Origin of the sequence: Lachnospira sp. CLA-JM-H23, from assembly GCF_040096425.1 — a bacterium.
In the GTDB taxonomy this organism is placed as follows: domain Bacteria; phylum Bacillota; class Clostridia; order Lachnospirales; family Lachnospiraceae; genus Lachnospira; species Lachnospira rogosae.
Genome location: NZ_JBBMET010000009.1, coordinates 124,126 through 150,243, shown reverse-complemented (window position 1 = coordinate 150,243; position 26,118 = coordinate 124,126). Strand labels below are relative to the sequence as shown.

Genomic DNA, 26,118 nt, shown 5'->3' with positions numbered 1-26,118 from the left:
AAAAAGTTAAAATGGATTACACAAAGCTTAATGAATTAAAGAGCCAGTATGGAGATTATGAGGAAGTATTTAATTCAGGAGATTATGATAAAGCGGCAGATATACTTATGAAGGTGTTAGATGTCATAGAGCTTGAATACGAAGATAAAAGAAAAGCTGGTATGCTGGATAATGATCTTAATGTAAGAAAGTCAGAAGGTACGGATACAATATGGCTGTGTACTAATCATATTATGGAATATTATATATATGCGTGCTATTTTGAGCCACAGCAAAAAATACTTATGCCAGAGCTTCCAATTGCAGAATATTACAGGACTTATGCTGATTTATGCGTGAAGCTTCAAAAGTACAAGAGGGCAGAAGACGCCTACAAGAAAGCACTGTGCTGGAATCCGGTGGATTTGGATTCATATCTTGGGCTTGCAGAATGTTACAAATACCTTAATATGATGTCAAGATACCTTGATGTCACTAAGCAGGCATATAGATTTTGCTGTACAAGGGCAACTATGGCAAGGTATTACAGAAATATGGGCTTTTATTATCTTTCATCATACAACACAGATATGGCAAAGGCGTGCTACACATACAGTAATATCTATTACCACACAGATAATGCAGATTCAGAGCTTAATTATATAGAAAATGCACTTAAGGAAGCCAAAGATAAGGGCGTAACTAAGGATGATAAAGAATATGATATCCGCACAATGCAGGCAATGTTTGATAAAGAAAATGTTGAGCCGGGCCCGGACTCCAAGACGATCGGTATTGTATACAGGGTTGGAGAGTTAATGCTTCAGGATAAGGAATATGCACTTGCAAAGGATTGTTTTTCTATTGTATATGATATAACTAATGAACAACAGCTTGAAGGAGTACTTGCAGAGTTAGACAGATGTCTTGAAAATGCGTAATTTATGAATTAAGCTTATGAATTAAAATCGTTATGTGCACAAAGCAGGAACAGAAATGATGATTAAAATGGAGAAGAATATGGATTTAAAAAACAAGTATGACAGCATAATATTTGACCTTGACGGAACATTATGGAACTCATCAAAGCCTATATGTGAAGCGTGGAATATTATATTAGACAGACATAAAGAGATAGTAAGAGAGCCTATAACAATAGAAGAACTGGGACAGTGTATGGGACTTCCTATGTATGATATTGCGGCAAAGCTGTTTCCTGATGAGAAGGAAGAAGTAAGAAATGCACTTATGGACGAGCTGTGCGAATTTGAAAATGGATATCTTGAAAAGATGGGTGGAGTGTTATTTCCAGGGCTTGAGGCAACACTTAAAGAGCTTAAGACAAAATATCCATTGTATATAGTAAGCAACTGTCAGGACGGATATATTGAAGCATTTATAAAGGCACATAAGCTTGAAAAATATTTTAGTGATACAGAGTGCTGGGGCAGAACAAGAGCACCAAAGGCAGTAAGCAACAGAACACTTATAGAAAGAAATAATCTTAGCAATCCGGTATATGTCGGTGATACAGCAGGTGATGCCAGTGCGGCAAGGGAAGCTGAAATAGACTTTATATATGCCGAGTATGGTTTTGGTGAAGTTGAACCTTCTTTATATGTTGGAGTAATAGACAGCTTTAAAGAGCTTAAAGATATTCTTTTGTAATTATATTACCTGGAAAGTAATCTTGAGTGGCTAAAGACTATATTTAAAAAAATTCTGCTATAATTATTTTATGTATTAATATTAAGGTATTATATATTTTGTACGATATATTATTCGTAAATAATAAGCCGTAAGCTTATACGGCTGACCAATGAAATATATAATAACACGGATGTTAAATATACGCTACGGATGGCACTTTTTATAAGTGCCATCTTTTTTTGGAATGTCCAGGGAGGTAAGTATGAATACACAAGATAAACAGATTAACTCAGCAGTAAATAGCTGCCGTATGGCATTGTACAACAATAATAAAGCCAAAAGCACTAATAAAACTACAAGGCTTATCAATAATCTTTTTAAAAAGTACAGAAAAGATGACACCGAAAATGAAAATGAGGATGAGAACACAAAGCTTGATACATTATCAATAGGTTTGCAGTTAAAGGAAGCGGTTGATTCTATATTTGACCCGACAACCGGAATGAGTGAAGAAGAAAAAAAGAAATTTGTACAGAAGCTGTACCGTAAGTTAGAGTCGGGTAAGAAGCTTAGTGCAGACGAAATGCAGTATTTAAGAAAGAACGACCCTGTGACTTATGCCAAGGCGGCAAAGGTTCAGGTATTAAGAGAGTCGTTAAAGAAACAACTTAAAAGTGCTACGTCAAAGGAAAAAGCGGCAGACATATATACACAGGCTATGTCAAGAATAAGTGAGGATGACCCAGCCAGGAAAGAAATTATGGCAGCATATGATGATGTATATAAGGAGTTCAGAAAGTCTGACGAGTATAAAGCACTTCCTAATACAGAGAAAGAGGCAAAGGAAAAGGCAGCTAATAATAAAAATAAAAATGCACAGGGCTGGGAAGAAAAAGAAGATGATGATACAGAAATGTCAGTTGGAGAAATTGATGTAGTTGAGAAATTGATGTAGTGGAAAAATTTGATGTAGTTGAGAAATTAATGTAGTGGAAAATTTAATTTTTGGGGTTGACGTATTGGTTAGTTAGTGCTATCATAACTTCAACATTTTAATACACTAAAGTCTGCGAACAAGATAGTACTTTATGAAGGAACATTACAGAGAGTCGGCGGTGATGGAAAGCTGGTATGGGAGTCATAAAGGAATGGGCTTGGGAGATGCATGGATTAACAGCGTAACAGCCTAGTAGTCTGTGACGTGTCCTCACGTTATAGAGGGAGGATATAATAGTATCCGATAATGAGATAAGTATATTTTAATAACATTATATGTATAACAGCTTATAGTTATATTATAATTATAACACTGTATATGATTGCCATATATGCTGTATATACATATAATAGTAATATGAATTATTCGGTTTCACTTAAAGGCTTGTAAAGCATTTGATGTGTATATAATATGCACAGCATAAGTGATATAATATATTATGATATGTAGTTGAATGTACTTGTGAATAAGGGTGGCACCACGAGATTTATCGTCCCTGACAGGAATGTCCTGTCGGGGACTTTTTTGTGTGATAGGAATATCTGTTTACATAATAAGTTATAAGAGATAAGAAAAAGTCTGATATCTGACAGGAAGATTAATAAGAAGTGAGGATTGGTGTATGAGAAGATTAAAAGCATACAAAAAGACAGTAAGTATTGTTAATGAATCAGCTATTGAGCTTTATAAGGGGCTTGGAAGAGAAAAGAAGGGCTTTCTTATGGAGAGTAATGATAAGGAAAATGGCAGATACACATTTATGGGAGTTGACCCACAGGAGATTATCCAGTCAGATAAGGACAGTCTTGTAATTACTAAATCAGATGGCAGCAGGGAAGTAAGGAAAGGTAATCCACTTATAAGATTAAAAGAATACTTCGATGAATTTGAAATAATAAAAGATGCAGAAGAACTTGAATTTATGGGAGGACTTGTTGGAAGTCTTGGATATGATTATATAAGATATACAGAGAATCTCCCAGATGATAATGAAGATGAGATAGGCATAGAAACAATACAGCTTATGTTAGCTTCAAAGTTCATAGCGATCGACCACGAGGCTGAAACGTTTACAGCAGTAGTTCTTGATGAAGATAGTAAAGAAGGCAGAGCAAGAGCATTAAAGGAAGCTGAGGAACTTATAAAGACAGCAAGAGAAGGCGTTGGTAAATATCATAACGAAGAGATTGATATGGAACTTGATGGCCAGATTGTGAAAAAATCGGACACGATAGATGAATACAGCCAGAAGGTTGAGAAGATTAAGAATTATATAAAAGAAGGACACATATTCCAGACAGTATTATCACAGAGATGGACAGTTAAGACAAAGCAGACAGGTTTTAATCTTTACGAGAAGTTAAGAAAGCTTAACCCATCACCATATCTTTATTATTATAACTTTGGAGATTTTGAAATAATTGGAAGCTCACCAGAGATGATAGTAAAGCAGACAGATTCTAAAGTATATACCTGTCCTATAGCCGGAACAAGAAGACGAGGAAAGACTAAGGAGGAAGATATAGCATTAGAAGAAGAGCTTCTTAGTGATGAGAAGGAAAGAGCAGAACATGTAATGCTTGTTGATCTTGCAAGAAATGACTGTGGTAAGATAAGTGAGTTAGGTTCAGTGAGAGTTTCAAAGTTTATGAATGTGCAGAGATACTCACACGTAATGCATATAGTATCGTTGGTAGAGGGAAGAAGAAATGGAGAATATCATCCTCTTGACCTTGTATCATCATTCCTTCCAGCAGGTACATTAAGCGGAGCACCTAAGATAAGGGCTATGGAGATTATAGATGAATTGGAAACTGTAAGACGAGGTCTTTATGGAGGAGCAACAGGTTACCTTGATTTTGGCGGTAATATGAATTTCTGTATTACAATAAGAACTATGATAAAGAAAGGTGACTATGTATATCTTCAGGCAGGAGCTGGAATTGTAGCAGACTCTAAGCCAGAGCTTGAATATATGGAGTGCTGTAATAAAGTTATGGCACTTGCCAAGACACTTGTTAAGGAGGAACAGTTATGATTCTTTTAATTGATAATTACGATTCATTTACATATAATCTTTATCAGTTTATAGGTATATTTAACAATGATATAAAGGTAGTAAGAAATGACAAGATAACAATAGAGGAGATTGAAGCGTTAGATCCAGAGTCAATAGTTATATCTCCCGGACCTAAGAGCCCTTTAGAGGCAGGCATAAGTGTTGAGGTGATAAAGCATTTTACAGGTAAGAAACCTATACTTGGCATATGCCTTGGACATCAGAGCATAGGTGTTGCATTTGGTGCAACAGTTTCATATGCCAGGCAGTTAATGCACGGCAAGCAGTCAGAGGTTATTCATAATGGAAGCAGTATATTTGAAGGAATTCCATCGCCTGTAAAGGTTGCAAGATATCATTCACTTGCGATTATAGAGGGTACACTTCCAGATGAGCTTGAGGTAATTGCAAGAACTGATGACGGAGAGATTATGGCAGTTAAGCATAGGAAATATCCGGTTGTCGGTTTACAGTTCCACCCTGAATCAATATATACTGAACACGGAAAAAGAATTATAGAGAATTTTGTTAATGGCAATATCTGACTGATAAATGTGTAGAAATGGAGATAATATGATTCTTGACGTTATTGTAGAAGATAAGAAGAAAAGACTTGTAGAACATAAAAATACTATAAGTGAAGAGGATATGAAGCAGGAAGCACTTAATTTAAAAAGACAGAGCATAAGTTTTTATGATGCCTTAAGAAAGCAGGGTTTATCAATAATAGGAGAGTTTAAAAAGGCTTCTCCAAGCCACGGAAAGATGGATAATAAGATAGACATGACTGAAAGAATAAGACAATATAGTGAGAGTGCAGATGCTATATCGTGTCTTACAGAGGAAGATCATTTTAATGGAAGCACAGAATATCTTAAGCAGATCAGAAGCCTGACTAATCTTCCGATTATAAGAAAAGATTTTATAATTGATGAATACCAGGTATATGAAGCTAAAGTTATAGGTGCAGATGCAATTCTTTTGATAGCTGCAATACTTGATGATAAGACATTCAAGAAGTTATATGATCTGGCATACAGTCTTGGACTTGATGTGCTGTGTGAAGTTCACGATGAGGAAGAAATGCAGCGTATGATAAATCTTGACGTTAAGATTATTGGAATTAATAATCGTAATTTAAAGACATTTGAAGTTAATCTTAATACAACTAAAAAGCTTTCAGATATGGTGACACCTAAGATGAGAGAAGAAGGAAAGATTCTTGTATCTGAGAGCGGGGTGGAAGGCAGTGAAGATGTTAAGCCGCTTGCTGACAGCAGGGCAGATGCGTTGCTTTGCGGAACAGTGCTTATGGAAGCACTTAATCCTAAAGAGCTTATAAGAGAATTTAAAGATACATACGATAAGGAGCTTTTAAAGGCAAAAAAATAGCTTCTCCTGTTGAAGTGAAGATATGCGGGCTTACAAGTGAAGCAGACGCGGGACTTCTCATAAAATATGGTGCTGATTATGGCGGTGTTGTTGTATTTTATCCAAAGAGCAAAAGAGATGTAACGATAAAAGAAGCTAAGATAATAGTTGATATATTGAAAAAATCAGACATAAAAGCTGTAGCTGTTACAGTGTCACCAACAGTGGAACAGTTGTATAAAATACAGGAAGCAGGTTTTGATTATATTCAAATTCACGGCACACTTGAAAAGGCTGTATATGAGGCAGACACAATTCCGATTATAAGGGCAGTTAATATAGCAGATAACAATAATGCAGATAAAACTGACGACATAATTAATACAGTTAAAGAACAGGTTGAGAAATGTCAGAAGCTTGATAAAGTTGCAGGAATACTGCTTGATGCAGGTGTTCCGGGTTCGGGTAAGACGTTTGACTGGAACAGTATTAAAGAGCTTGAGATAACAGAAAAGAAGTTATTTCTTGCAGGAGGCCTTAATAGTGGCAATGTTGCGGCGGCAGTTAAATGCGTACAGCCTGATGTTGTTGATATAAGCTCTGGTGTTGAATATGAAGATGTGCTTATTAAAGGCAAAGATGAAAGTAAAGTCAAGGCATTTATAAATGCTGTTAATAATTAACGGTGCAGATTTATGGTATAAAGCCAGAAAAGCTTATCAAAGCTTGCTGGGTGTAATATTTAATTAAAGGAAAAGAGGAATAATTATGCAGGATAACAGATATTATGGAGAGTTTGGCGGACAGTATGTGTCTGAATCATTAATGAATACACTTAATGAGTTAGAGAAGGCATTTGATGAGGCTATTAAAGATCCTCAGTTCATAAAAGAATATATGTACTATCTTAAAGAGTATGTAGGAAGAGAAACACCTTTATATTATGCAGAGAGAATAAGCGAGAAGTATGGTGCTAAGATATATCTTAAAAGAGAAGATTTAAACCATACAGGAGCACATAAGATTAACAATGTTATAGGTCAGATACTTCTTGCTAAGAGAATGGGAAAGACTAAGGTTATAGCTGAGACAGGTGCTGGACAGCACGGCGTTGCAACAGCTACAGGAGCAGCACTTTTTGGAATGGAATGTACAGTATATATGGGTGCTGAAGATATAGAAAGGCAGTCACTTAATGTATTCAGAATGGAAATGCTTGGTGCAAAGGTTCAGGCAGTAACGACAGGAAGTGCAACACTTAAGGATGCAACTAACGAAGCTATAAGAACGTGGGCTGAGAGAGCGGAGGATACATTTTATATAATCGGTTCAGCAGTAGGTCCTCATCCATATCCTAAAATGGTTAAAGAGTTCCAAAGAATAATATCAACAGAGGCAAGAAGACAGATATTAGAAAAGGAAGGACGACTTCCTGATGCAGTAGTTGCCTGTGTTGGTGGCGGTTCTAATTCAATAGGAATGTTTGCTGATTTTATAGATGATAAAGATGTAAAGCTTATCGGTGTTGAGGCAGGTGGACTTGGAATAGATACAGGAAAGCACGCTTCTGCTATGGCACTTGGAGAACCGGGCGTTCTTCATGGAATGAAGTCATATTTATTACAGGATGAGGCTGGTAATATCAAGCTTGCCCACAGTATATCAGCAGGTCTTGATTATCCGGGTGTAGGTCCGGAACATGCATATTTAAGAGACTCAGGAAGAGCAGAATATGTATCAATTACAGATGCTGAGTGTATGGATGCGTTAATGGAACTCTGCCGGATGGAAGGTATTATTCCAGCAATCGAGAGTGCCCATGCACTTGCTCACGTATTTAAAATGGCACAGGGAGAGTACAAGGGAAAGCTTATAGTAATGTGTCTTTCAGGACGTGGTGATAAGGACGTTCACACAGTAAAGAAATATCTTAATGGAGAGGAGACTAACAAATAATGAATAGAATAGAAGAAAAAATGACAGCCTTAAAGAATGAAGGAAGAAAGGCATTTATCACATATACAACAGCAGGGCTTCCAGATATGGAAACAACTAAGAAGATTATGTTCGCACAGCAGGAGGCAGGCATAGATGTTATGGAGCTTGGAATACCATTTTCTGACCCTGTAGCAGACGGACCGGTTATTCAGGCAGCATCTTATGAAGCAATACAGAAGGGTGCAACCTTAACAAAGATATTTACACTTATGAAAGAGGTAAGAAAAGAAGGACTTACTACACCTGTAGTGTTTATGATGTACTATAATACAGTTTACCATTACGGACTTGAAGAATTTGTCAAAATGTGTGCAGAGTGCGGAGTGGATGGTCTTATTATACCAGACCTTCCATATGAGGAGCAGAAAGAGATTAATGCAGTGCTTGCAGAAAATGAGGCTGCACCAATTCTTATACAGCTCGTATCACCGGTATCTAAGCAGCGTATACCTATGATTGTTAATAATGCAAGAGGCTTTGTATACTGTGTATCACAGATGGGTGTTACAGGTAATGGTGCTAATTTCCATAAGCAGATAAGAGAGTATCTTTTGGAAGTTAAGAAGAACAGCCCAGTTCCGGTTATGATGGGATTTGGAATAAGAACAGCCGGGGACGTAGAGCCGCTTGAGGATATTATTGATGGTGCAATTGTTGGTTCACATTTTATAACTCTTATGAAAGAGAATAATTATGATGAAAATGTTATCAAAGAATATATAAGCTCTTTCAAGAAGGAGATGAATGAGTAAATATGGTTGTTAGTCTTGTAAGAACAGCGATACAGACAAAATGCAGATATGATAATGCCAGAATGACAGGAAATTATGAATGTGCGTATGCACTTGGTATTTTAACAAGTCAGGAGGGTGTTGAACCAGAAGGCACAATAACTGAATTAAAAAGCGTGTATGATAAGGTTATAAGCGGTATTTCAGCTATCCAGACGGATGATAAGAAGATACAGCAGTTAATTGCAATAACGTCTGATTATGAGGTTACAGATAAGTTTGATGAGCAGATGAATGAACTATATCATATGGGATACAACGATAAGAATATTTAAGCAGGTCTTGACTTATTAGGGTATATGAGGTATATTCTACAAATGTAATTAATTTATGAAGGATAGGTGGATGTTAACGATGACAGAATTGGTTAAGGTTGCAGACATTAACAAAGCACATAAGAATCCAATAGCTGAATTAGTTCAGATAGCATGTAAGTTTGACAGTCATATTGAGATTGAGGGCGAAGGAAAAAACATTAATGCAAAAAGTCTTATGGGGATTATGGCATTTGGATTAAAGGAAGGCATCGAGGTTAAAGTTACAGCTACTGGCAGTGATGAGAGTAATGCCACCGATGCAATTAGGAACTTTTTAACTTGTAATGATTAATTTATGGAGGATTTGATCATGGAAACTAAGGACATTTTTGGTAACGAGGCTAAGACAGAAGTTAAGACAGCAAAGAGTGCAGATGTTAAGAAGACCACTACAAGAAAGACACCTGCAAAGGCAGCAGCAAAAGAAACTGTTAAGGAAACTAAGAAAGAAGCAGCTAAGACTGTTGAGACAGTAAAGAAGGCAGCCGGGGAAACTAAGGAAGCAGCCAAGAAGGTTGAAGCTGATGTAAAGGCAACAGCTAAGAGTGTAGAGGCAGAAGTTAAGACAGCAGTCACAGCTAAGAAGGCAGCAGTTAAAAAGGCAGCTTCTAAAGCAGCAGCTAAGACAACTAAGACAGCAGCTAAGGCTGTTAAGGAAGTAAAGGCAAAGAAGCCAGCCACTAGAAAGACAACTAAGGCAGCTAAGAATACTTTTGATAAGGAGTTATTCTTCCAGTATGCTAATAAACAGGTTGATGAGGAAACTCTTGTTGCAAGAATAGTTGAAGATGCTAAGGAACAGAATGTAGAGATTAAGGAACTGAAAATGTACTTAAAGCCAGAAGATAATGCATGTTACTATGTTGCTAACGGCAATGTTGCAGGACGTGTTAATCTCTATTAATTCCAATTGATACATAATGTTAAAGGACTGTGGTGTATGTATGATGCCACAGTTCTTTTTTGTTCTTTATAAAGAATTTTAAAAGAAAACATTTTGAAAAAATTGTCGAATTGATGTATAATAATACCCAAGTTGGTAAAGTAAAGTACACAGAAATGAGGAGTTATATGTTTGAAGTTAATGAAAAAGTTGTTTATGGAGTTGTAGGTGTATGTGAGATTGAACAGATAGGCAGACCACCTATAAAGGGAATTGACAAAGATTATTATTTTCTTCAGCCTGTATATGACACTAAAGGTATTATATATTCGCCAGTTGAGAATAACAAAGTTATGATTAGGAGCATAATTGGCAAGGATACCTGTATCAAGCTTATTGACCGTGCTAAGAATTGTAAGAAGGATGAGGCACTCAATGAAAAGATTCACCCATCCAGGTATGACGAGATGGTTAAATCACAGGACGTTATACAGCTTATGCACCTTGTAAGAGCTTTGTTTAACATAAAGAATGACAGAGCAAAGGAGTTAAGGAGAATGAAGTCGGCAGATAACCGTATGCTTGCAACAGCAAGAAAGCTTCTTTACGGAGAGATAGCAGCGGCTATGAATGAGGACTACACTGCAATGTCAGAGCAGATGGACAATTATCTGTCAGTGCTTTGATTTTAATCAGAGAAATCCTGTTTGATTAAATAATATATTTTATCCAGTGTTTTAGATAAATGTAATTAATGGTAACATTCAATGATTGCATTTTATCAATAACACTGTTTTTTTTATTTTAAAACATATATAATAATATTATTATGATAAAGCTTGATTTCGTGAATTGATAATTGACATTTTTTTAACATATTGCTATCATAGTGCAATACGCATAAAAGCAGGGACTGATTACGGCATAATTTAGTCAGACTTTTATTGACAATTAAATATTCACATAGTATGTAATAAGCTATTGTTATGGCTTGGCATATGTGAACAGCTTTATTAGCTCATATTAAATCAGGGAGGTTAGCAGTGAAGGACGTTAGGGTTATTGAAGTGAAAAAAAGCGTGTTTGAAAGCAACGATGAACGTGCCGCTCTTTTAAGAAAAGATTTAAAAGATAAAGGTGTATTTCTTTTAAATCTTATGTCATCACCGGGGGCAGGAAAGACAACAACTCTTACAAGAACGATTGAACAGTTGAAAGATGACTTAAGAATAGGCGTTATGGAGGCTGATATTGATTCAGATGTTGATGCAATAACAATTGCTGAGACAGGTGCTAAAGCAATACAGCTTCATACTGGTGGAATGTGTCATCTTGATGCTGATATGACAAGACAGGGAATTGATGAGCTTGACGATAGTGATATTGATCTGGTAGTTCTTGAGAATGTCGGAAATCTTGTCTGTCCGGCGGAGTTTGATACAGGTGCAGTAAAGAATGTTATGATTCTTTCAGTGCCAGAGGGTGATGATAAACCACTTAAATATCCCCTTATGTTTTCAGTGTGTGATGTTGTGCTTATCAATAAGATTGATGTTATGGAATATTTTGATTTTGATATTGAACAGTGCAGGGAATATATCAGAAGAAGAAATCCTGATGCTAAGGTGATACCTGTTAGTGCCAAGACGGGTGAAGGAATATTAGAATGGACAGACTGGTTAAAGAACCAGGTTATGGAATGGAAAGAAGCGTAACCACGGTAAGCATAATTATTTAACGTGAGCAACGAAGATAAAAGCCTTTATAAGGTGGAAAGGACAATTTATGGGTAAAGAAGAATTTAAAAATCCTCATCCGGAACTTCCGGTAAGAGAGCCAATACTTAAGCTTGGCAAGATGATAACAGACAGAGTGCCAATTAAGCTTGGCTTTGAGAAATTAACAGCAGATAGTCCGGAATACTGGGGACTTGCACCAATATGTACAGATGAACAGGCCAATATAGCATTAAAAATGGGTGTCCGTAAACCTAAGACACTTAAGCAGATGGTGCAGATTACAGGAATGGACGAGAAAGAACTTGAAAAGCAGCTTGAGCAGATGTCTTTTAATGGTCTTTTGGAATATAACTGGGAAAATCCACAGCACGAGAAGCAGTATGTTCTTCCAATGTTCGTACCAGGAAGTGCTGAATTTACTAATATGAATTCCACAGTTCTTGAAGAACATCCAGAGATGGGACGTTTTTTTGAGAGAATGAGCCGTCTTCCATTGGAAAAGATTACTCCTATGGTGCCACCAGGGGGTGCAGGAATTGGTATGCACGTTATTCCGGTAGAGAAAGCTATTGATATGAATAACGAGGCAATATCTTTAGAGAAGATATCATACTGGCTTGATAAGTATGATGGCAAATATGCAGCAAGCCCATGTTCATGCCGTAAGTCAAGAAAGACTTATGATGAAGGCTGTGCAGATGATCCAGAGGATTGGTGTATAGCTGTTGGTGATATGGCTGATTATGTTGTTGAAACAGGCAAGGGCGGTCATTATATCACTAAGGAAGAAGCACTTGAGATATTCAAGAAGGCTGAAGACAATGGTTTTGTTCACCAGATTACTAATATTGACGGACAGGACAAGATATTTGCTATATGTAACTGTAATGTTAATGTCTGTTATGCACTTAGAACATCGCAGTTATTTAACACACCTAATATGTCACGTTCGGCATATGTTGCCAAGGTAACTAAAGAGAACTGTGTAGCCTGTGGCAAGTGTGTTGAATACTGTCCGGCAGGAGCTGTAAAGCTTGGACAGAAGTTATGTACTAAGGACGGAAGCGAGATTAAGTATCCTAAAATGCCACTTCCATCAGAGCAGAAGTGGGGACCACATATGTGGACAGAAGATTACAGGGATAAGAACCGTATCAATTGTTATGATACAGGTACAGCACCTTGTAAGACAGCCTGTCCAGCACATATAGCGGTTCAGGGCTATCTTAAGATGGCAGCTCAGGGAAGATACAAGGATGCACTTGCACTTATTAAGAAGGATAATCCATTCCCGGCAGTATGTGGACATGTATGTAACAGAAGGTGTGAGGATGCCTGTACAAGAGGAACAATAGATGAAGCTATTGCAATAGATGAAGTTAAGAAGTTTATTGCAATGCAGGATTTAAAAGCAGATACACGTTATATACCAGAACCTGTAGTTCCGGCAACTAAGGGATATTTTGATGAAAAGATTGCTATTATTGGTGGCGGACCTGCTGGACTTTCGTGTGCATTCTACCTTGCACAGAAGGGTTACAAGCCAACTGTATTTGAGAAGAACAAGAAGGCTGGTGGTATGCTTGTATATGGTATTCCATCATTTAAGCTTGAAAAAGATGTTGTTGAGGCTGAGATAGATGTTATGCGACAGATGGGCGTTGACATTAAGACAGGTGTTGAAGTTGGTAAGGACATCACTATTGATGAATTAAAGAAGCAGGGTTATAAAGCATTTTATATAGCAATAGGCTGTCAGGGTTCAAGAAAAGCAGGAGTTGCAGGCGAAGATGCCAAGGGCGTTATGTCAGCAGTTGACTTCTTAAAAGAGGCTGGAAGCACACACGAATTCCCACTTGAAGGTGATGTTGTTGTAATCGGTGGTGGTAATGTTGCTATTGACGTTGCAAGAACAAGCACAAGAGTTGGTGATTACAATGTATCTATGTTCTGTCTTGAGGACAGAGCTAATATGCCAGCTTCAGAAGAAGAAATAGAAGAGGCTGTAGAAGAAGGCGTTAAGCTTGACTGTGGCTGGGGTCCTAAGGAAATCCTTACAGAAAATGGAAAGGTTACAGGAATTGTCCTTAAGAGATGTACATCAGTTAAGGATGCAGATGGAAGATTTAACCCTCAGTATGATGAGAATGATACTAAGACAGTTAAGTGCAGTCACGTATTCTTAAGTATAGGCCAGACAACAATCTGGGGCGATTTATTAAAAGGCACAAAGGTTGAGATAGATGGCGTAAGAGTTAAAGCTGACAAGCTTACATACCAGACAACAGATCCAGATGTATTTATCGGTGGAGATGTATACACAGGACCAAGATTTGCTATTGATGCAATTGCGGCTGGTAAAGAAGCTGCTATATCAATCCACAGATATGTACAGCCACACAGCTCACTTACAATAGGACGTAACAGAAGGGATTTCATAGAACTTGACAAGAATAACATCAAGGTAGAAAGCTATGATAATTCTTCAAGACAGATACCTGGAACAGATAATTCATTTGACCATAAGAAGTCATTCAGAGATGCTAAGCTTACATTTACAGAAGAACAGGTTAAAGCAGAGACAGCAAGATGTTTAGGCTGTGGTGCTTCTGTAGTAGACCCTAACAAATGTATTGGCTGTGGTATATGCACAACTAAGTGTGAATTCGATGCAATACACCTTAACAGGGATTTACCAGAATGTAGTACAATGAGAAAGAGTGAAGACAAGCTTAAGTATATACTTCCTTATGGAGCTAAGCAGGCTATAAAGATTAAGTTTAAGAAGAAATAAACAACCTTATAGCTGGATAACAGATAATGATAATTAGTAATAATTATATTAAGCTATAGTAATAATGACATAAGGATAATTTCCTATGTAGATAAGAACAACTGCAATATAATCAGGCTGTACAGCCTTTGCGGCTTTTGGCAGCGATTGTATTGTGGTTGTTCTATTTCTATCCTATAGTGTATTATGGTATAGATAGAAAAATCACAGAGAAAGGAGCAATCACCTCAATGCACGAATTAGGCGTAGTATTTCACATAATAGACGATTTAAAAGAAGTAGCCGCGAATAATGAAATATCCGAGATAACTAAAGTTGTATTAGAACTTGGCGAAGTATCCACCGTAATAGACTCATACCTTACAGACTGCTGGAAATGGGCGGTAAAGAAGGAAGATTTATTAAAGAATTCTGAGCTTGTTATAGAGAAGATAAATGCAGTTACTTACTGTGAGGACTGCAAGGCTGAATATGAAACGGTAAAATATGGAAAGATATGTCCTGAATGTGGAAGTACACATACATATCTTTTGCAGGGAAGTGAATTTAACATCAAAGAAATAGAGGCGTGTTGACATTTTTAGCTGGTAATATTATGATTAAACAGATTGAGATTATAAGAAAATAATATATTATGCTATAATAAGATATGTTATGCTGATTAATGGCGGAATTTATATCGGTTAAATAGATTATTTTCTTAGGATATAGAAAGGATTACTACTATGAGTAAGGAATTGGAAAAGAACTACAATCCCTCAGAGATAGAGGACAGATTGTACCAGAAGTGGCTCGATAAGAAATATTTTCACGCAGAAGTAAACAGGGATAAGAAACCATTTACTATTGTAATGCCACCACCTAATATTACAGGAAAGCTGCATATGGGTCACGCACTTGATAATACAATGCAGGATATTATTATTCGTTTTAAGAGAATGCAGGGATATGAAGCATTATGGGTGCCAGGAACTGACCACGCAAGTATTTCGACAGAAGTAAAGGTAACCAATGCCTTAAAAGAAGAAGGGATTGACAAGCACGAGCTTGGAAGAGAAGGCTTTCTTAAAAGAACATGGGAATGGAAGAAAGAATATGGCGGAACCATCACAAGCCAGTTAAAGAAGATTGGTTCGTCTTGTGACTGGGACAGAGAAAGATTTACAATGGATGATGGCTGTTCTAAGGCAGTTCTTGAAGTATTCTGCAAGTTATATGAAAAAGGTCTTATATACAAGGGCTCAAGAATTGTAAACTGGTGTCCTGTATGTAACACATCTATATCAGATGCAGAGGTTGAACACGAGGAGCAGGCAGGACATTTCTGGCATATCAATTATCCTGTAGTTGGTGAAGAAGGAAGATATGTAGAGATAGCTACTACTCGTCCAGAGACACTTCTTGGTGATTCGGCACTTGCTGTTAATCCGGATGATGAAAGATATACAGATCTTATTGGAAAGGAAGTATACCTTCCACTTACAGATAGAAAGATACCTGTTATCGCAGACAGCTATGTTGATAAGGAATTCGGAACTGGTGTTGTTAAGATTACTCCGGCTCACGATCCTAACGATTTTGAGGTTGGTAAAAGACATAACCTTCCAGAGATTAACATACTTAATGATGATGCTACAATTAACAATCTTGGCGGAAAGTATGCCGGTATGGACAGATACGAAGCAAGAAAAGCTATGGTAGCTGACCTTGATGCACAGGGACTTTTGGTTAAGGTTGAAGACCACGTTCATAATGTTGGTACACACGATAGATGTAAGACAACAGTTGAGCCTATGATTAAACAGCAGTGGTTCGTTAAGATGGATGAGCTTATCAAGCCAGCAGTTGAAGGCGTTAAGAATGGTGATATTGAACTTGTTCCAGCTTCTATGGATAAGACATATTTTAACTGGACTGATAACATAAGAGACTGGTGTATATCAAGACAGTTATGGTGGGGACACAGAATACCTGCTTACTACTGTAAGGATTGTGGTGAGATGGTAGTATCTAAGAATAAGGTATGTACATGTCCTAAGTGTAAAAGCTCTAATATGGAACAGGATCCAGATACACTTGATACTTGGTTTTCATCAGCACTCTGGCCTTTCTCAACACTTGGCTGGCCGGATAATACACCTGAGCTTGATTACTTCTATCCTACAGATGTACTTGTAACAGGATATGACATTATATTCTTCTGGGTTATCAGAATGATATTCTCAGGATATGAGCAGATGGGTAAGAAGCCATTTGGCAAGGTATTATTCCACGGACTTGTAAGAGATTCACAGGGACGTAAGATGAGTAAGTCACTTGGAAATGGTATAGACCCACTTGAAGTTATTGATAAGTACGGTGCAGATGCTTTAAGATATACACTTATCACGGGTAATGCACCTGGTAATGATATGCGTTTCTACTGGGAAAGAGTTGAGGCAAGCCGTAACTTTGCTAATAAGGTATGGAATGCTTCAAGATTCATAATGATGAATGACCCGGATAACAAGATAAAGGCTACAGATGAGAAGCCGGCTAATCTTACAGCGGCTGATAAGTGGATATTATCAAAGATGAATTCACTTATTAAAGAAGTTACAGATAATATGGAAAAGTACGACCTTGGTATAGCAGTTGCCAAGCTTAACGACTTTATCTGGGAAGAATTCTGTGACTGGTATATAGAGATGGTTAAACCACGTCTTTACAATGACGAGGATACAACTAAGACAGCAGCTATATGGACATTAAAGAAGGTTCTTATAGATGCACTTAAGCTTCTTCATCCATATATGCCATTTATTACTGAAGAAATATTCTGTAATATTCAGGATGAGGAAGAGTCTATTATGATAAGTTCATGGCCTGTATACACAGAAGATAATAACTATTCACAAGATGAAAATGCCATCGAAACAATTAAGACAGCAGTCCGCAATATAAGAAATTTAAGAGCTGAAATGAATGTTGCACCAAGTCGTAAAGCACTTGTATATATTGTTTCAGAGAATGAGAATGTTAGAAATATATTCGCTAATGGTAAAGTATTCTTTGCGACATTAGGTTATGCGAGTGAAGTTGTAATCCAGTCTGATAAGTCTGGTATTCCAGAAGATGCAGTATCAACAGTTATTCCAGATGCAGTTATCTATATTCCATTTGCAGAGCTTGTTGATATTGATAAGGAAATCGAGAGATTAAAGAAAGAAGAAGATAAGCTTCATAAGGAAATCAGCCGTTGCAATGGTATGCTTAATAATGAGAAGTTCACATCTAAAGCACCACAGGCTAAGATAGATGAAGAAAAAGCTAAATTAGAGAAATATTCTAATATGCTTGCACAGGTTGAAGAAAGACTTGCAACACTTTCTAAATAGCTGATAGTTAAAGTTATATGTGTTTTCTGCTGGGAAAGATTAATGCAATACCCAGCTGGAAATACATAAAAGCAATAGACCAGAATATATAATTATGGAGGACAAAAGTTATGGCAGATAATTTAATGAGAAAACTCCCATTTACACGTTTTGCTATGGAGATGAGAAGTGGCAAGATAATTGAGATTGATGAAGGTTTTGTTAAAATGCTTGGCTACACAGAAGAAGATATGAAAAATGGTCTTGTGTTCAAGGATATTGTGCCGGATATTGACTATGAGGGCATAATAACAGAGCTTCGAGAGACATTTATTGATCAGAGATATGCCTGCTATGAGCATTATTTTCAGACTAAGACAGGTAAGAAGATAAGAGTTGTTGTATTCATAAGAATAGAGAATAAGCTTCTTGAAGGACACAGAGTATTACGTGTAAGTGTAGGTAATATTTCGGATCTTAAATAACTGTTGGTATATGTATAAATATTATTTAAGAGTGGAGAACAATAATGAGTAACTTACTAGATGTCATTCGTAAGAATATTGAATTTGTAGGTATATCACTTCTTCTTATGATTATAGTATTTGTGATTGCAAGGGCAAGTGAAGTGCTTATTGAGAAAAGAAACGGAGTTAAATTCGCTTCAAAGAATACGAAAGTTAATAAAACAGTTATTATGGCTATGCTGTCAGCAATAGCAGTTATTCTTATGTACTTTGATTTTCCTATTCCAATTATAGCTCCGGGCTTTTATAAGATTGATTTCAGCGAAGTGCCTGTGCTTATAGGTTCATTTATGCTTGGACCTTGTGCAGGAGTCGTTATAGAAGCAGTTAAGGTAATACTTCATTTCTGTATGAAAGGAACTACAACAGCATTTGTTGGCGATTTTGCTAACTTCATACTTGGCTGTATGTATGTTGTGCCGGCTTCTATAATTTATCACATTAAAAAGACAAGAAAGATGGCTGTAGTATCACTTGCAATAGGTGGAATAATACTTGTAATAGCTGGTATGGCACTTAATGCGTGGTATCTGCTTCCTAAGTATTCAGAACTTTACGGTCTTCCTATGGATACATTGATTGCTATGGGAACAAAGGTTAATGCTTCAATTAAAGATGTATTCTCATTTGTCGCATTGGCGGTTGCACCATTTAATGTGATTAAAGCTGTTATTGACGGCGTTATAACAGTTGTGTTATACAAGTATTTAAGTCATCAGTTAAAAGCCTGATGATGAATAATAGATTTTAACAGGGACATAATATTATATGAATATAAGCGTATATACCATTATTAATGATACCATTATCAATGGCTGTATACGCTTATATTGGTTTATTTCATAAATATAATATTATGCGGCAGGCATAAGAATGGAGGATTTATGTCTAAGTTAAAATGGTTCATTATCGGAGCTATGATGGTTACAGTTATGGCAGTTCTTGTTGGCTGTGGAGCAAAGAATGACTCTGAAAGCGGGAGTAATTCTGGTTCAGGAAATAATAACAAGAGTACAGTAGAAAATCTTATGACAGAAGCAGCCACAGGAGCAAAAGAGATGATGACAGAAGCGGCAACTGGTGCAAAAGAGATGATGTCAACAGCAGAAAATGGAATGAAGGAAATCGCAACAGAGATTTCATCAGCATTCCACGAATAATAAATACGGTGTCAAAAAGTCCAGCAGACGTGTAATCAGCATTATAAATGTCGGTCTCTGGACTTTTTTGCGTTGTAAATAGTTGTTAGTTTTGATATACTAATTAAAAATTGTATAAGGGAGAATTATACCAGTGAAGGATGGATATATAAGAGCTGCGGCAATGACACCCAAGATAAAGGTTGCAGATTGCCGTTATAATACAGAGCAGATTAAAGAACTTATCACTAAAGCATATGATAATAAAGCTGCAATTGTAGGCTTTCCTGAATTGTGTATTACAGGATATACTTGCAATGATTTGTTCTTACAGGATACATTGATAGATGAAGCATATAATTCATTGATTGATTTAAAGAAATATACCGGACAGTATGAAGGAATGGCTGTTGTTGTCGGACTTCCATATATGTATATGGGAAAGCTTTATAATGTGGCGGCAGTGCTTATGAATGGACATATTATTGGACTTGTGCCTAAGATGAATATACCTAATTATGCGGAATTCTACGAGAGAAGACAATTTAAAGAAGGCTTTAAGGGCAATGTGTCTGTTAATATAGATGGAGAAGATGTTGATTTTGGTGGAAGCCTGATATGTCAGTTTGGAAGCAGTAATAAAGTTAAACTTGCAATTGAGATATGTGAAGATTTGTGGACACCAGCACCACCAAGCATAAGACACGCACTTAACGGAGCGACAATTATTGTCAATCTTTCTGCAAGCAATGAGACTATAGGAAAGTCAGCTTACAGAAGGGAGCTTGTTAAAGGACAGTCGGCAAGACTTGTATGCGGATACATTTATTCAACAGCAGGTGATGGAGAGTCGACACAGGATATAGTATTCGGTGCACATAATCTAATATGCGAGAATGGCACAGTGCTTGCAGAGGCTAAGAAGTTCACCAATGAAGCAGTGTATGCGGATATTGATGTTGACAGAATATGTTCGGAAAGAAGAAGAATGTCTACATTTGATGTGAATGTAGATGAAAATATGAAGGAAGCATATAAATATGTTACCTGCCCTGAATTAAAAAAACGTACTTTGGAATTAAAAAGATATTTTGATAAAGCACCATTTGTTCCAGATGATAAGAAGGAAAGAGATGCAAGATGTGAGGAAATACTTGACATACAGACATATGGACTAAAAAAAAGGTTAGAGCATACTAACTGTAAGAGTGCAGTTATAGGAATATCAGGGGGACTTGATTCAACACTTGCACTTCTTGTAACTGTAAGGGCATTTGATATTCTTAATCTTGACAGAAATGGCATTAACTGTATTACGATGCCTTGCTTTGGAACAACTGACAGAACATATAATAATGCAGTTAAGATGACAGAAAAGCTTGGCTGTACATTAAGAGAGATTAATATAAAGAAGTCTGTAAGACAGCATTTTGAAGATATCGGACATAATGAAGATGTTCATAATGTAACATATGAGAATGGACAGGCAAGAGAGAGAACACAGATTCTTATGGATATTGCCAACCAGACTAACGGAATGGTAATAGGAACAGGTGATATGTCAGAGCTTGCATTAGGCTGGGCAACTTACAACGGCGACCATATGTCAATGTATGGAGTTAATGCTTCTGTTCCAAAGACACTTGTAAGACATCTTGTAAGATATTATGCTGATACCTGTGCTAATAAAGAATTATCAGAGGTGCTTATTGACGTATTAGATACACCTGTAAGTCCAGAGCTTCTTCCACCTAATGAAGATGGAACAATACATCAGAAGACGGAAGACCTTGTAGGTCCATACGAACTTCACGATTTTTTTATGTATCATATGTTAAGGTTTGGAGTCGGACCAGAAAAGTTATTCAGAATAGCTAATATTGCATTTGCAAATGATTATAGCCCTGCTGTAATATACAAATGGTTAAGAACATTTACCTGGAGATTTTTTGCACAGCAGTTCAAGCGTTCCTGCCTGCCAGACGGACCAAAGGTCGGTTCGGTTGCAGTATCTCCAAGAGGAGATTTAAGAATGCCAAGTGATGCAAGTCCTGCTGCATGGATGGAAAAGCTTGACAGAATTAAAGAAGCTAATGGCTTTGAATAATATTTAATAATATATATAAATATTAATAATCAAATAATCAGGAGGATTAAAAATGGCTGGCAATAACAATACAAAGAATGACAGCACACAGAAGATAGTTACAAAATACGATAAGAAGATGGCTAAAAGAAAGGCTGAACAAAGAAAACAGGAAAGAGAAAGCTTTATATTTAAGGTTGTAGGAATTGGCGTTCTTGCTGGAATAGTATTAGCTTTAGTAATAACATTGGGAACAAGATATTCAAGAATACATAACAAGTTTATAAAAGTTGATTCAGAGAATATAAGCCAGATAGAATTTGATATGTATTATAATATTTCTAAAAATGCACTGTTATCACAGACATTTTACGGAAATACGACAATGGCAGACTATTTCTCTTATATGGGATATAAAAGCTCTGAGAATGATAAGTCACAGACTAATTCACAGACAGGTGGAACCTGGTATGCTTATTTTGCGGATAATGCAGTTAATACAATTAAGGAAACTAAGGCATTATTAAAGGATGCTGCTGACAATAATTACGAATACACAACAGCAGATGAGGATTACAACAAGCTTGTAGAACAGGCAGAAAGTGCCGCTGCCGCCGCATCATTAGATGAAAAGGCATATTATAAGCAGAACTTTGGTAATTATGCTACCAAGAAGAATATAAAGAGCTATTTAATGGAATATCTTAAGGCAGATGCTTATAGAACAGAACTTACAGACAGCTTAAAGGCTACAGATGATGAAGTTAAGCAGTATTATGAAGAACATAAGGATACATATGATCAGGTTGATTATCGTGAATTTACAATAAAAGCTGTAGATACAACTGACGGTGAGATGCAGGCAGCCAAGGCAAAGGCAGATGAGTTTGCGGCAGGAGCTGTGAGCGAGCAGGCATTTAATGATTTATGTAAGAGATATGCAGATGATGGTGACACTAAATATGATGACATCAATGGTTCGCTCTTTAGCAAGGTAGTAAGTTCTAATATGGACACAGGAACATCAGACTGGCTTCTTTCAGATGACAGAAAGGCTGGCGATGTAACAGTTATAGAGAATTCATCATCAGGCTGTTATTATGTACTGTATTTTATTAATAAGTCATATGATGGTTCATCAGATGAAACAATTGCGTCAAATGTACTTAACAACAAATATTCAGAATATATTTCTAATATAACTGACAGTATGCAGGTGGATATATATAACAGATTTTAGTTAAGTATATCAGATTTTGATTAAGTATATTAGATTTTAATTAAATTGAATATGCGTAAGACAATATAAAATATAAGACAATGTAAAAGGTGTAATATCCTTGCATTTAAGAAATACTGTTGTAATCAGATGATTGGATTGACCTTATATGAGGGGAGGTTCTATGTTTAATACGATATGTATAGCGTGTATTATAATTGGAATTCTTATTCCATTTTGTAGTATAGTGCTTAATTTGTTTGATGGATTTGTTGATTTTATATCAATAGATATATTTCAGTTAGAATTCGGCTCTGATATGGTTCTTGATTTTCTGCCATTTTCAATTAACAGCCTGTGTTTATGGGCGTTAGTATTTGGTTGTACAGGAATGATATTTAATGGAAAGCTTTCTGAACCGGCTCTTATTGTGATTGGCATTGTGGCAGGCTACATATGTGCTGTTATATTACAGTCAATTATTAAAAGACTGAAAAAGGTTGAGAATTTTGCCGCAGAGAAGAGTGAAATATTGTTAAGCAGGGGAACAGTGAGTAATGCAATTCCCAAAGGTGGTGTCGGGGCTGTGAGCATATTATTAAGCACAGGCTCAAATGTCACATATCCTGCCAAGGCAGAAGATGGTGAGCCTATTAAGCAGGATAAAGAAGTTAATATCTTAAGATTTGATGGTGATTATATAATAGTAGAGAGCACATCACGTCTTGAAGATAAATATTCTGGCAGATAAGCCAGAAGCCGGAATGGCAGAATGGAGGTTTATATGGGATATGGCACAGAGTCAAGTCTATTTGGCATTGTAGCTGCAGTACTGGGAATTGTATTAATTCTCACAGTTGTACTTAGAATGTGGAAAAAAGTACCACAGGACAAGGCAGGAGTTGTAACTGGTATGAAGAAAAGGGTCATCACCGGTGGTGGTGGACTTGTAATTCCAGTATTTGAAAGAATTGATTATATTTCGCTTGGAAATATACCGCTCAGTGTTGCGACACGAAGCAGTCTTTCAAGCCAGGGTGTACCAATTAGTGTAATTACAACAGCGGTTATCAAAGTAAGAAATGAAAAGAACAGTATTCTTACAGCAATTGAACAGTTTACGGGACGTAACGAGAAAGAGATTATTGATAACATTCAGGGTACAGCAATAGCAGTTCTTGAAGGTAAGCTTCGAGAGATTATTGCAACTATGACAGTTGAGGAGCTTTATCAGAAGAGAGAAGAATTCTCTTCAAGGGTACAGGAAGTTGTAGGTACAGAGCTTGGCAATATGGGTCTTGAGGTTAAGAACTTCACTATCACAGATATATCTGATGAGAACGGATATATCAAGGCACTTGGTGATGGTATGATTGCCCAGAGAAAGAAAGATGCTGAAATCCAGAAGGCAGAAGCTGCAAGAGATATGCAGATTAAGACTTCACAGGCACGTCAGGAAGGTGAGTCAGCCAAGTTAAAGGCAGAGGCAGATATAGCTCAGGCGGCTAAGGATAAGGCAGTCCTTGAAGCCAATTATATGCAGGAACAGCAGACAGCACAGGCTAAAGCAGAATTAGCACACGATATCCAGTCTAATATTACACAGAAAGATGTAATACAGGCACAGATGGATGCAGAGCTTCTTAAACAGCAAAGACAAAAAGAGATTGCAGAAGCACAGATTCAGGTTCAGATTGCATCAGAGCAGAAGAATATAGAACTTGCACAGAAGCAGGCTGAAAGAACTAAAGAGAGTTTAAGGGTTACTATAGTTGAACCAGCTAATGCTGAGAAGGCAAAACAGATGGCAGATGCAGATGCAGAAAAGTACCGTCAGATTGCACAGGCACAGGCGAGAGCTGAGTCCAAGAAAGTTGAAGCACAGGCAGAAGCAGAAGCGATTGCAATTAAGGCACAAGCAGAAGCAGACGCTATTGCTAAGACAGGTATAGCAGAGGCTGAGGCAACTAAAGCCAAAGGTATAGCAGAAGCTGAAGCCATGGAGAAGAAGGCAGAAGCTTATGAGAAGTACGGTCAGGCAGCTATGATGGAAATGCTTGTAAAGGTACTTCCACAGATGGCAGAACAGGTAGCTAAGCCGCTTCAGAGCATAGATAAGGTTACAATTATTGACAGCACAGATAGTTCTAATGGCTCTGGTGTAGGACAGATGGGCGGTTATGTTCCATCGGTGCTTGCAAAGACAATAGAATCTATTAAAGAAACAACAGGCTTTGATATAACAGATGTTATGAAAGCTAATACAATACAGGCAAAGACAGACAGAAATATATCTGTTGATGGTGTAGACGGAGTTTCTAATATTACTATAAACAATGACAAATCAGAGTTGTCAAATTAATTTAAAATAGTATAATTGATTATCAAAAGAGGTGGACGTAAAAGGTGCACCTCTTTTGTATTTGTATAACATATAAAGAATTGAAAGGATAATCTATGAGAAAGAAATATATTTTATTTGATTTGGACGGAACACTTACAGATTCAAGTGAGGGAATAACAAAGAGTGTGCAGTATGCACTTGATAAGCTTGGGATAACAGAGAATGACGAGGCAGTGCTTAAAAGATATATAGGACCTCCGCTTGATGAAAGCTTTGCTAAATTTCACGGCTTAAGTAGAGAGGATGCGTTAAAGGCGGTTAATTATTACAGGGAAAGATATAAAGATACAGGAATATATGAGAACAGATTATTTGATGGAATAAAAGAACTGTTAAGCAGTTTAAAGAAAGAAGGTTACATAACAGCACTTGCAACATGTAAGCCTGAAATATATGTTCCTACGATACTTAAGTATTTTGATATAGAGCAATATTTTGATATAGCTGTAGGAAGTGAATTAGAGGGCGGTGCAAGAAGACATAAGGATGATGTGATTAATGAGGTATTTAACCAGATTATAAAGCTAAATAAAGCTGATAACGCGGATATTACTAATGCTTCGGATACAACAAATGTATCAGATACAGCAGATATTTTAAATGATATCAAGGCTGATTCAATTATGATTGGTGACAGAAAAGATGATATTCTTGGAGCTAAGAACTGCGGAATAGAGTCTATCGGTGTCAGATATGGATTTGCTGAAGAAAATGAGCTTGAGAATGCAGGAGCAGATTACATAGTTGAGAATGTGCAGGATATTATTACTACACTTGATGAAATGTAAATGATATATATAAATATATAA

The 26,118-nt window shown here is 36.8% G+C and carries 25 protein-coding genes; all 25 read left to right on the top strand.

Translation table 11 applies throughout. The annotated features are described in order from the left end of the window. Positions 1-11: 11 nt before the first annotated feature. The gene (locus WMO42_RS12115) at positions 12-920 is read left to right on the top strand and encodes a hypothetical protein (RefSeq protein ID WP_349192377.1); all 909 of its coding nucleotides are present in this window, start codon (positions 12-14) and stop codon (positions 918-920) included. A 55-nt stretch (positions 921-975) separates the two neighbouring features. Then, complete coding sequence (locus WMO42_RS12110) at positions 976-1,647, top strand: HAD family hydrolase (RefSeq protein ID WP_242854093.1); 672 nt, start codon at positions 976-978, stop codon at positions 1,645-1,647. Between the two features lie 244 nt (positions 1,648-1,891). After that, complete coding sequence (locus tag WMO42_RS12105) at positions 1,892-2,584, top strand: hypothetical protein (RefSeq protein ID WP_055174187.1); 693 nt, start codon at positions 1,892-1,894, stop codon at positions 2,582-2,584. 664 nt (positions 2,585-3,248) lie between these two features. Beyond that, positions 3,249-4,664, top strand: a complete 1,416-nt coding sequence (gene trpE, locus WMO42_RS12100; protein ID WP_349192375.1) for an anthranilate synthase component I — start codon at positions 3,249-3,251, stop codon at positions 4,662-4,664. Then, positions 4,661-5,230: an aminodeoxychorismate/anthranilate synthase component II gene (locus WMO42_RS12095; RefSeq protein ID WP_349192373.1), complete on the top strand. Its 570-nt coding sequence runs from the start codon at positions 4,661-4,663 to the stop codon at positions 5,228-5,230. The genes trpE and WMO42_RS12095 overlap by 4 nt, the downstream gene beginning before the upstream one ends. A gap of 28 nt (positions 5,231-5,258) precedes the next feature. Beyond that, positions 5,259-6,077, top strand: a complete 819-nt coding sequence (gene trpC / locus WMO42_RS12090) for an indole-3-glycerol phosphate synthase TrpC (RefSeq protein WP_349192372.1) — start codon at positions 5,259-5,261, stop codon at positions 6,075-6,077. A gap of 14 nt (positions 6,078-6,091) precedes the next feature. Then, positions 6,092-6,739 carry a phosphoribosylanthranilate isomerase gene (locus WMO42_RS12085; protein ID WP_055174190.1) on the top strand — a complete coding sequence of 216 codons (648 nt, stop codon included), beginning with the start codon at positions 6,092-6,094 and terminating at the stop codon, positions 6,737-6,739. 85 nt (positions 6,740-6,824) lie between these two features. Beyond that, a complete protein-coding gene (trpB, locus tag WMO42_RS12080; protein ID WP_349192371.1) occupies positions 6,825-8,012 on the top strand; it encodes a tryptophan synthase subunit beta in 1,188 nt (395 codons plus the stop codon). Next, positions 8,012-8,806, top strand: a complete 795-nt coding sequence (gene trpA, locus WMO42_RS12075) for a tryptophan synthase subunit alpha (protein WP_349192369.1) — start codon at positions 8,012-8,014, stop codon at positions 8,804-8,806. Before trpB ends, trpA begins: the two co-directional genes overlap by 1 nt. A gap of 2 nt (positions 8,807-8,808) precedes the next feature. Continuing rightward, entirely contained in the window at positions 8,809-9,120 is a 312-nt protein-coding gene (locus WMO42_RS12070) for a DUF3837 family protein (protein ID WP_055174192.1), read from the top strand. Positions 9,121-9,199: 79 nt separating this feature from the next. Beyond that, the gene (locus WMO42_RS12065; protein WP_090139820.1) at positions 9,200-9,454 is read left to right on the top strand and encodes an HPr family phosphocarrier protein; all 255 of its coding nucleotides are present in this window, start codon (positions 9,200-9,202) and stop codon (positions 9,452-9,454) included. 18 nt (positions 9,455-9,472) lie between these two features. Beyond that, complete coding sequence (locus tag WMO42_RS12060) at positions 9,473-10,066, top strand: DUF6465 family protein (protein ID WP_055174194.1); 594 nt, start codon at positions 9,473-9,475, stop codon at positions 10,064-10,066. Between the two features lie 167 nt (positions 10,067-10,233). Beyond that, positions 10,234-10,731, top strand: a complete 498-nt coding sequence (locus tag WMO42_RS12055) for a CarD family transcriptional regulator (RefSeq protein ID WP_022502137.1) — start codon at positions 10,234-10,236, stop codon at positions 10,729-10,731. A gap of 357 nt (positions 10,732-11,088) precedes the next feature. Continuing rightward, positions 11,089-11,760 (top strand): hydrogenase nickel incorporation protein HypB, encoded by a 672-nt coding sequence (gene hypB, locus WMO42_RS12050; protein ID WP_022502136.1) that lies wholly within the window; start codon positions 11,089-11,091, stop codon positions 11,758-11,760. A gap of 70 nt (positions 11,761-11,830) precedes the next feature. Then, positions 11,831-14,578, top strand: coding sequence for an FAD-dependent oxidoreductase (locus WMO42_RS12045; RefSeq protein ID WP_022502135.1), 2,748 nt, complete (start codon positions 11,831-11,833; stop codon positions 14,576-14,578). A 230-nt stretch (positions 14,579-14,808) separates the two neighbouring features. Further along, positions 14,809-15,153, top strand: a complete 345-nt coding sequence (locus WMO42_RS12040) for a hydrogenase maturation nickel metallochaperone HypA (protein ID WP_055306085.1) — start codon at positions 14,809-14,811, stop codon at positions 15,151-15,153. Positions 15,154-15,303: 150 nt separating this feature from the next. Further along, the gene (locus tag WMO42_RS12035; RefSeq protein WP_349192367.1) at positions 15,304-17,955 is read left to right on the top strand and encodes a valine--tRNA ligase; all 2,652 of its coding nucleotides are present in this window, start codon (positions 15,304-15,306) and stop codon (positions 17,953-17,955) included. 110 nt (positions 17,956-18,065) lie between these two features. Then, positions 18,066-18,419, top strand: a complete 354-nt coding sequence (locus tag WMO42_RS12030; RefSeq protein ID WP_022502132.1) for a PAS domain-containing protein — start codon at positions 18,066-18,068, stop codon at positions 18,417-18,419. 44 nt (positions 18,420-18,463) lie between these two features. Further along, positions 18,464-19,192: an ECF transporter S component gene (locus WMO42_RS12025; protein ID WP_022502131.1), complete on the top strand. Its 729-nt coding sequence runs from the start codon at positions 18,464-18,466 to the stop codon at positions 19,190-19,192. A 153-nt stretch (positions 19,193-19,345) separates the two neighbouring features. Further along, positions 19,346-19,621, top strand: a complete 276-nt coding sequence (locus WMO42_RS12020) for a hypothetical protein (protein WP_022502130.1) — start codon at positions 19,346-19,348, stop codon at positions 19,619-19,621. Positions 19,622-19,754: 133 nt separating this feature from the next. Next, complete coding sequence (locus WMO42_RS12015; RefSeq protein WP_116443815.1) at positions 19,755-21,707, top strand: NAD(+) synthase; 1,953 nt, start codon at positions 19,755-19,757, stop codon at positions 21,705-21,707. Positions 21,708-21,759: 52 nt separating this feature from the next. Next, positions 21,760-22,926 (top strand): peptidylprolyl isomerase, encoded by a 1,167-nt coding sequence (locus WMO42_RS12010; RefSeq protein WP_055306082.1) that lies wholly within the window; start codon positions 21,760-21,762, stop codon positions 22,924-22,926. A 163-nt stretch (positions 22,927-23,089) separates the two neighbouring features. Further along, a complete protein-coding gene (locus tag WMO42_RS12005; protein WP_022502127.1) occupies positions 23,090-23,656 on the top strand; it encodes a hypothetical protein in 567 nt (188 codons plus the stop codon). Positions 23,657-23,689: 33 nt separating this feature from the next. Then, positions 23,690-25,267 carry an SPFH domain-containing protein gene (locus tag WMO42_RS12000; protein ID WP_022502126.1) on the top strand — a complete coding sequence of 526 codons (1,578 nt, stop codon included), beginning with the start codon at positions 23,690-23,692 and terminating at the stop codon, positions 25,265-25,267. A 95-nt stretch (positions 25,268-25,362) separates the two neighbouring features. Continuing rightward, positions 25,363-26,097 carry an HAD hydrolase-like protein gene (locus WMO42_RS11995; RefSeq protein WP_055174202.1) on the top strand — a complete coding sequence of 245 codons (735 nt, stop codon included), beginning with the start codon at positions 25,363-25,365 and terminating at the stop codon, positions 26,095-26,097. The last annotated feature ends 21 nt before the right edge of the window (positions 26,098-26,118 follow it).